The following is a 201-nucleotide window of genomic DNA, read 5'->3' as shown; positions in this document are numbered from 1 at the left end:
TGGGCGCATGCACGGCGCAAATACGATGAGGCACTGAAGGCAGCACCAGAGGCCAGAACGAATCCGCACAGCGTGGCGGCGCAAGGCCTTGCCTAGTGCAACCAACTGTTTGCCATCGAACGGGAGCTCAAAGAAGCGACGACCGAGGAGCGGCTTGCCGCACGCGAGGAACAAAGCCGCCCGGTGCTGGATGCCTACTAT

The 201-nt window shown here is 61.7% G+C and carries 1 pseudogene; it reads left to right on the top strand.

Annotated elements, in window-relative coordinates:
• Positions 1–201, top strand: a pseudogene (locus PPOP_RS26195) (IS66 family transposase); the annotation flags it as partial.

It is taken from the genome of Paenibacillus popilliae ATCC 14706, from assembly GCF_000315235.1.
GTDB classification, from domain to species: Bacteria; Bacillota; Bacilli; order Paenibacillales; family Paenibacillaceae; genus Paenibacillus_B; species Paenibacillus_B popilliae.
Note: the sequence above shows the minus strand (reverse complement) of the source record. Positions and strands in the feature narration are given on the sequence as shown.